A 6,964-nucleotide genomic window follows, 5' to 3' on the forward strand; every position below is an offset into this window, starting at 1 on the left:
AAATAATGGGGAGCGATTAGTCATTTACCGTGATTTGTACATTACTAAAGAAACTAAACAAATGGCAGCTTCCCAAGCTATCGCTCAAAATGAATACGATTTAAAGGTAGAAGAAGCTCCAACAATACAAGAAGAACTTCTTGTAGAAAAACAAGTCGATTCAGAAAAAATAGAAAAAAAAGCTATGCCAAACCAACATACTTCTTCAGAAGAACAGATAGCAGAAGATAGTTCAGTAATGGTTCCTGAAGAACAGGATGCTGCCGAAGAAACTTTATCGCCAACTGAATCGATACCAGAAAGTTCAGCAAGTGCTGATGAAAATCAGGATACAGACAAAGAAGTCCCCGTTCAAGAAAGCGAGGTTGAAGAGGTCCCATTAGAAAATGAAATCAAAGTAGATACTGGTCCTCCTAAGGCTTCCTTGGACAAAATTGAATAGCAAGAAAACTAGGTTCGCTAAATGGACTTTTTTTGATGGAAAAGATTTAATTTGTACAAATAGACTTAACAAACAGAAACAATTACCGATATGAAAGATAGTAATAAGAACACTTTATTGAAAGCGCTAACTATAAACGTTTGGAGGTAGTCTAGATGAGAAATCCAATTGTTGAAAAGAGATATAAAGTTAAAAAAATTCTTATCGCTCCACTTACAATTGTCTTGCTAGCCATAAGCACTGTACTCTTTTTTGTTGCAATAGAGGCAATGAGACAAGAAAGTAACCCTGCGCCGCCTTTCGATATGACACAAATTGTTGATAAACCTTATGAAGCACGCTTTATCAAATCGCTTGAAAAAAAAGAACCACTTGTTGTGGTCATAACTGGAAAAGAGATTGATGCAAAAGATACGCAACAAATTGCTCAAGCCATTAAAAAAGAGAAGCAGAAGAACACTATAGTTTACACATACGCAACGAATGCTGCGATAGATTCGCTTGAACACCATTCAGCGGAATTAAAATACAAAGCAAAAACGACTGAAAAAGGAACAGAGATAACTCGTTATCAGTTTTATCCAGATGTAGCAGCAGATACAGAAATTGCACCTGAACTGGATTTGAGTGAAAATAAATTAGACTTGGTCACTGGACAATTAACGGTCTCAATTTCAATGGACGAAAAAGCCCCAGAAGAAAGTATCTTAGCTCAAGCCAAGGGATTAGCAGAGCTGTTGATTCTGAATAACCCAAAAGCAAAAATCCAACAAGTCGTCTTGGAAGTCACTGCAGGTTCTAACTACTACCATTATGATTCTAAAAAAACACACACGTTAGCGAATGTTTATTATCATATGTAACATTTAACAGAGAATAACAACACTAAAAGTATTTCTAGAAGGTCAGTTGCATCCGGCTGAAACCCGATAGAAGTGCTTTTATCTTTTTGTCCATTGCGTCTCAATTGCTTTATTTCGCTAAGGTATACTATAATGAAAGTTATCTCATAATAAAAATAGGAAAGAAGGGGTTTGGGAAAAATGAAAAAATTAAGATTGGCGTTTATGGTATGTAGTACGTTTTTTGTATTGGCCGCTTGTGGAGGCAAAGCGACCACATCAGAAAAAGATGAAAAATCAGGGAAAACAGATGTGGCTTCAATTGTCATCAACAAAGGAGAATACATCGTTCCAGATGACAAAGAAGTGAGTGAAGATGAAGGCTACTTAGCTTTAGAAATTACCGTTAAAAATGAAAGTGAAAATTCATTGAATGTCAGTAACGGCGATATTAGCTTATACGATGAAAACGACAGTAAAGTAGAACAAGCTTCCGTTTATTCAGAGGATGAATCTTTCAAGTTGTTACGCCATGATAATTTATCTGCTGACAAAAGCAAAACCGGCTATCTTGTTTTTAAAGTAGATCAAGGGAAGCAATATGAAATGCATTTTGAACCGCAGTATTATGATGTTGAAAATATGGATAAAGAGATCAAAGATGTGGTATTGAAAATCGATACAGCAGATTACAAAGACACAACTGAAGAACCTTCTGCTGCATTAACAGCATTTATAGATGAAGTATTCCTTGCTAAAGAAAACGAAGATTACGCTGCAGTAGTTGCAAATAATAAAGAAGAAACAGCTGAAACATTTGATGAAGAATTTACAAAAGCGTTAAGCAACTTTTTCTCGGACTACGAACCAACAACTGAAGAACTGAATCAGCTTGTAGAATCCTTTAAAACGAGCAACGGAAAAGTGGCAGAAGTAGACCAAAAACTGCTTTCTGTTTATCCGACTTCAGCAACCATTCAAGTTAAACCTAAAGCTTTGTCATTCGATAATATGGACGATGAAGTAGAGAGTTTGATGGATAAATACATAGAGGAGAATAAAGACAAAGAATATTCTGATTATAAAGCTGTGTATGTAGATGCAGAAAAATACTTGCTGGAAAACTTGCCAGAAGTATTTAGCGTGGCGAGTCCTACTGAATTAGATAGCTACGGAGATGGCTACCGCATCAAGTTAAAGAAAACAGATGACAAATGGGAAATCGATACAGTGAAGTCTTCGAATAATAATTACTACGAATACCTTGAAGAAGCTTTTAGAGGCGGATTGTACAAATAAGGATGATTGAACAAAAAAGCTTATTTTCTTAATTGAAAATAAGCTTTTTTTACGAAGATGAAAGAGGTGCGCAATGAAAAAAAGGATAGCCGTATTAAGCTTAGCAAGTCTCTTGCTGTTGGTCTTTTTTCTGACGGTACAGAACTACTACAGCAAGGAAAATACGACCAACCGCTTTTTTGAAGCAATCGAAAACGAAGACAGCAAAGCTGTATCTGAGTTGGTTCGAGCAGATACAGATCAATTAACAGTAACTGAAAACAGCATAAAACCTTTTTTACGTTACTTGCAGAAACACGACCAGCAACGAAACAAATTAAAAGAGCAAGTGTTAACAGCGGATAAAGAAAATGAGAAAACAAACGATCAGTTGGTGGTATTGAAACCTGGCAAGAAAAAATGGATTTTCTTTAGAATGTATCAATTCGAAGTGAAATCGCGTTTTATTAAGCTAAAAGCGGATGGTAAGCTACAAAATGCTGAGATCACAGCAGGCACAGAAACATTGACAGCTAATAAAAATGGAGAGTACGGTCCATTATTAATCGGAGAGCATCCATTAACGATTGCGTTCGCAGATCCATTTGGCAATACGATCGAAGTTGAAAAAACGCTTGACCTGATGAAAGAAGATGAAACGATCACGATTAACCAACTAGAAGAAACCGTCAAAGATAAAACGTTTCAAGATAAAGTAGCCGCAGAAGCAGTGCACTATTATCAAACCTATGGAGAAGCGTTGACTAATAATTTAGATGTAGAAAAGATCCAAAACAGTACAAGCGAGCATAAAAGAGAATTAGCGTATTTGTTTGAATATGTAAAAACACTCACCACCAGTTATGACTATACTTTTAATGGGCTGGTATTGAATGCAGCTTCACTGAAATTAACCCATACAAATGAGGGATGGAAAATTAATGTGGATGGCGTGGTTGATCAAGAAAGTACGGTTCAACTCTCGAAGACAGATAACTTTGCGCTGCAGCCTGCTGAAAAAAGCAAAGATTCTGTTATCTTGACGTTAGTTTATGATGAAAAAAAGAATAGCTGGTTAATAGAAAAAGAAAATTATGAAACTTATGAAAAAGATAGTGCCAAATGGACGGATAAGATTGAAAAAGTGATTGAAGATCCAACAACGTACAAATGGGAAAAAAGCGAAATCGATTCTGTTGGTATCCCTATCTAATTGACTGTCTCCTTACTTATTTTTTTGCTTTTGAAACAGAAAGTAAACGAAAATCACCCAAAACAACAGTCAAAAGTGCTAAACTAACTACAGCATTTAACACGATCAACGATAGGGTTTAATAGGAATAAAATAAGTAGAAGAAAAGAGAGATTATTTTGAAAAAAGTGAGACTAGCAGTCATTATCGCTGTTCTTATATTGATTGTTGCAGCCGGTTCATTTTATTTAGGGATGCGGTTTGTTGACCGGCCAATAAAATCAGTAGGGCAAGCAGAGGACTTTAATCGGTCTTTGCCGATAACCAGGGAAAAAGCTGAACTCAATCCAGAATCTATAAACTATGAAAGTTTGGCCAGTGCTTTGCTAAGTGATTACATGAATAGATATCGTTCTAAGAAAGTTTCCGATATCGAACGCTTGCTGTCTGTCGGATTTAATGAGTTTGAGTATATCTCCGGTGATTTAAATGAATTCGTCGTATCGGCTCTCTTTCTTGTTTATCCAGAAAAAGTAGACGATTTAGGATCTTCTTATTGGGGCATGACTGAAGATGATGGATCGGTCCGGAATCTCTATTGGCTGTTAACGCTAAAAAAAGAGAACGATGGTGGCTATACGCTGACCCATATTGCTCCGGAAAAAGCTCCAGATAAAGATCCTGCTACAGATAATGGTCTATTGGATTATCGCATCCAGAAAAACCGAGTGGAACTAACCTTCGACAGCGGCATCCATTGGCAAGCTGTTCCGTTTCCTTTAGCAGACTTGCTTGGTGGAGAAATCAGCGGGGACCAAAGTTCTTTGATTCCTGGCAGTTATTTATTGACGAATGAGCGAGTTGCATTTGTCTACCCTCAAGGCGACAGCTGGAGCCAGCAAAAAGTGACTTTCCAAGTGTCTAAAGATCAAGGAAAGAGTTGGGAAGAATCGGTTATTGCAGATGATTTTGTCGGGTTGCGTTTCAGGAAAATCGATTTCGTAACAGCCGACTTTGGGTATGCCATCCTTTCTGGCGGACGTACGATGTCGCAAGAAGCTCATTACATTTATTTAACGAATGACGGCGGGAAAACCTGGAGAAAGACTCGGTCAGCAGAGACTACCCAGCTTATCAGTGATGGCAGTTTTGTCGATACGCAAATTGGTTTCTTATCTTTTGGTGTGCTCAATCCCGATACACCGACTCTTTATTACACTCAAAATGGCGGCTCTACCTGGGACTTGGCCAAAATAAATGTTCCGGGCATGTACCTGAACATCTTTGTATCCGCTGAAGCGCCTTTTGTAGAAGACGATCATTTAGCGCTATTGGTCAACCAAGGAGATAATGGCGATTATGAAGGCGGAAACGTAAAAGGCAAATTCATTTCAAACGATAACGGGAAAACTTGGGAATTTGCGCAAGAATATAAGCCGTTAGAAGCAGAAGACTAAATTGAAAGATGAAAAAACGTCATATCAAGAAAGGAACCTGTAAAGTGGAAAAAAGTAGACTTCAAAAAATCGGTATTGGCATTTCAGCCGTGTTCGCATTAGCCTTGATCGGTTGGCAAGTGGCTTATGTAGTTGTGAAGCACAAATACCGCATCGAATATCTGGACACCAGCTTCTTTTATATTATCAATGCATTGATCCTGATTTTGGTATTTCTGGCTGTCTTCAATTTTTTTAAAGGACGCAGCAGGATTCAAGTATTTTGTGCTCTTGCGTTCTTTGTTTTGTTGGTTTTTAATGGTCAGAGACTTTATCATGAAAAAGTTCAGACACAAACAAAAATTAATTTTTCACCGGATCATGAGCAAGTTTTTATTTTAAAGCGCAACAGAGAAACAGGAGAAACCATTACGTATCGCAGGTACTACGGACTATTTGCCCGTCCAGATGAAGTTTTACCTTATTATGCAAGGAATACCTTCAAGTTTCAGTGGTTAACGCCAGATATTGTGACGGTCACGTATAGAGAAAAAAACAATGGGGTCATTCGTGAACACGTTGGCACTTATGGAGATCGCGGGAGCGGAATTTCTTACTATTATGTCCAATCAGCTTTAACGGGCATCTGGGAAGGAACCGACAGCGAAGGGGAAACCGTCACGTTGGATTATTCAAGTGGGGAGATGAACCTTTCGATACACGGCGAAAGTGAAACCTTTGAAGCAGCAGATAATTTGCAATTTGGGACAATCGCACTTGTTTTGCGCAGTGGAGATTACGCCAAATGGACCATTGCCTTGAATCAAGATTGCGTGATTGGAGAGAATGACTTAATTGAAGACGGAGGAACGATCACCCTTTCTGATATTTCTCTGAAAAAGACAAAACCGATTGTGTTAGAACGGATACAGTAAGGCAAACAAAAACCATTGTCCTCGATCATGGGCAATGGTTTTTGTTTACCTTAATTTTATTCTTCTTTTTCAGGTTGCTCTTCTTTTAATTCTTTCAATTTCTCAGGATCTTTAAAGGGTTTGAAATCTTCTGCTTTTGGTTCTTCTTTTTCCTCATTTGTATCTGGCTGTTCTTCAGGCATCCCACCTAATTTCTCATCATCTTTAAGAGCTTTGAACGCTGCTGCATCGCGCGTACTGTACTGGTTTCCACTTTCCATTCCTGGATTATCCATTTTTCGTCACCTCATTTTTTCTTTTATTGTATCATGGATCAAACAAAAACGCTTTCCAAACGTTTTTATGTTAGAATAAAAAGAAAGTCAGTATTTTGAAAAGAAGAAGGAAAGTTTATTTAGTTGGAGGAATTTTTATGTCAGGATGGAGTAGTTTAGGAATAGTAGTAGGTTTGATTATTTTATTAGTGATTTATCTGCTTGCACAGAATAAGTGGATACAAATTAAACATTTTCATGTAAGATTGCCTTATTCAGATAAAGCGTTAAGAGGTAAAAAAATTGTGCAATTATCAGATACCCATATACCACGCCAAGGAGTCTCGCTGCTGCAGCTCGTTAAGAAAGTAGCTGCTGAAAAACCTGACTTGATCGTGCTGACAGGCGACTTAATCGATGTACGCTATGATTTGCCAAAAGAGAAATTGCAAAATTTTACTCAATCTTTGGTTTCAATCGCGCCCACTTATGCGGTTACTGGTAATCATGATTTTGGCAGTGGCCGGCTGCAAGAATGGGAAGACGTTTTAACCAAAGCAGGAGTACGTGTATTAATCGACGAAG

The 6,964-nt window shown here is 37.8% G+C and carries 8 protein-coding genes; 7 read left to right on the forward strand and 1 reads right to left on the reverse strand.

What is annotated here, in order from left to right:
• The 6 genes from RT405_RS05620 to RT405_RS05645 all read left to right on the forward strand — a co-directional run.
• Positions 1 to 442, forward strand: a 442-nt coding sequence (locus RT405_RS05620; RefSeq protein ID WP_313468287.1) for a hypothetical protein, incomplete at its 5' end; no start/stop codon positions are given.
• Between the two features lie 155 nt (positions 443 to 597).
• Positions 598 to 1,305, forward strand: coding sequence for a hypothetical protein (locus tag RT405_RS05625; protein WP_313468289.1), 708 nt, complete (start codon positions 598 to 600; stop codon positions 1,303 to 1,305).
• Between the two features lie 180 nt (positions 1,306 to 1,485).
• Entirely contained in the window at positions 1,486 to 2,583 is a 1,098-nt protein-coding gene (locus RT405_RS05630; RefSeq protein WP_313468290.1) for a DUF5105 domain-containing protein, read from the forward strand.
• Between the two features lie 73 nt (positions 2,584 to 2,656).
• On the forward strand, positions 2,657 to 3,775 hold the full coding sequence (locus RT405_RS05635) for a TcaA second domain-containing protein (protein WP_313468292.1): 1,119 nt from the start codon (positions 2,657 to 2,659) through the stop codon (positions 3,773 to 3,775).
• Positions 3,776 to 3,933: 158 nt separating this feature from the next.
• The gene (locus RT405_RS05640) at positions 3,934 to 5,211 is read left to right on the forward strand and encodes a hypothetical protein (RefSeq protein ID WP_313468294.1); all 1,278 of its coding nucleotides are present in this window, start codon (positions 3,934 to 3,936) and stop codon (positions 5,209 to 5,211) included.
• A gap of 44 nt (positions 5,212 to 5,255) precedes the next feature.
• Positions 5,256 to 6,125: a hypothetical protein gene (locus tag RT405_RS05645; protein ID WP_313468296.1), complete on the forward strand. Its 870-nt coding sequence runs from the start codon at positions 5,256 to 5,258 to the stop codon at positions 6,123 to 6,125.
• A 56-nt stretch (positions 6,126 to 6,181) separates the two neighbouring features.
• Here the strand turns inward: RT405_RS05645 and RT405_RS05650 are convergent, their stop codons facing one another.
• Positions 6,182 to 6,400: a hypothetical protein gene (locus RT405_RS05650; RefSeq protein WP_313468298.1), complete on the reverse strand. Its 219-nt coding sequence runs from the start codon at positions 6,398 to 6,400 to the stop codon at positions 6,182 to 6,184.
• Positions 6,401 to 6,537: 137 nt separating this feature from the next.
• Here RT405_RS05650 and RT405_RS05655 point away from each other — a divergent pair.
• Positions 6,538 to 6,964, forward strand: a 427-nt coding sequence (locus tag RT405_RS05655; RefSeq protein ID WP_313468299.1) for a metallophosphoesterase, incomplete at its 3' end; no start/stop codon positions are given.

Source organism: Carnobacterium sp. (assembly GCF_032094055.1).
In the GTDB taxonomy this organism is placed as follows: Bacteria; Bacillota; Bacilli; order Lactobacillales; family Carnobacteriaceae; genus Carnobacterium_A.

Excerpts from the sequence above, each read along its gene's own strand:
- RT405_RS05635 (WP_313468292.1), top strand. The coding sequence starts at position 2,657 with ATGAAAAAAAGGATAGCCGTATTAAGCTTAGCAAGTCTCTTGCTGTTG.
- RT405_RS05650 (WP_313468298.1), bottom strand. The coding sequence starts at position 6,400 with ATGGATAATCCAGGAATGGAAAGTGGAAACCAGTACAGTACGCGCGAT.
- RT405_RS05630 (WP_313468290.1), top strand. The coding sequence starts at position 1,486 with ATGAAAAAATTAAGATTGGCGTTTATGGTATGTAGTACGTTTTTTGTA.
- RT405_RS05625 (WP_313468289.1), top strand. The coding sequence starts at position 598 with ATGAGAAATCCAATTGTTGAAAAGAGATATAAAGTTAAAAAAATTCTT.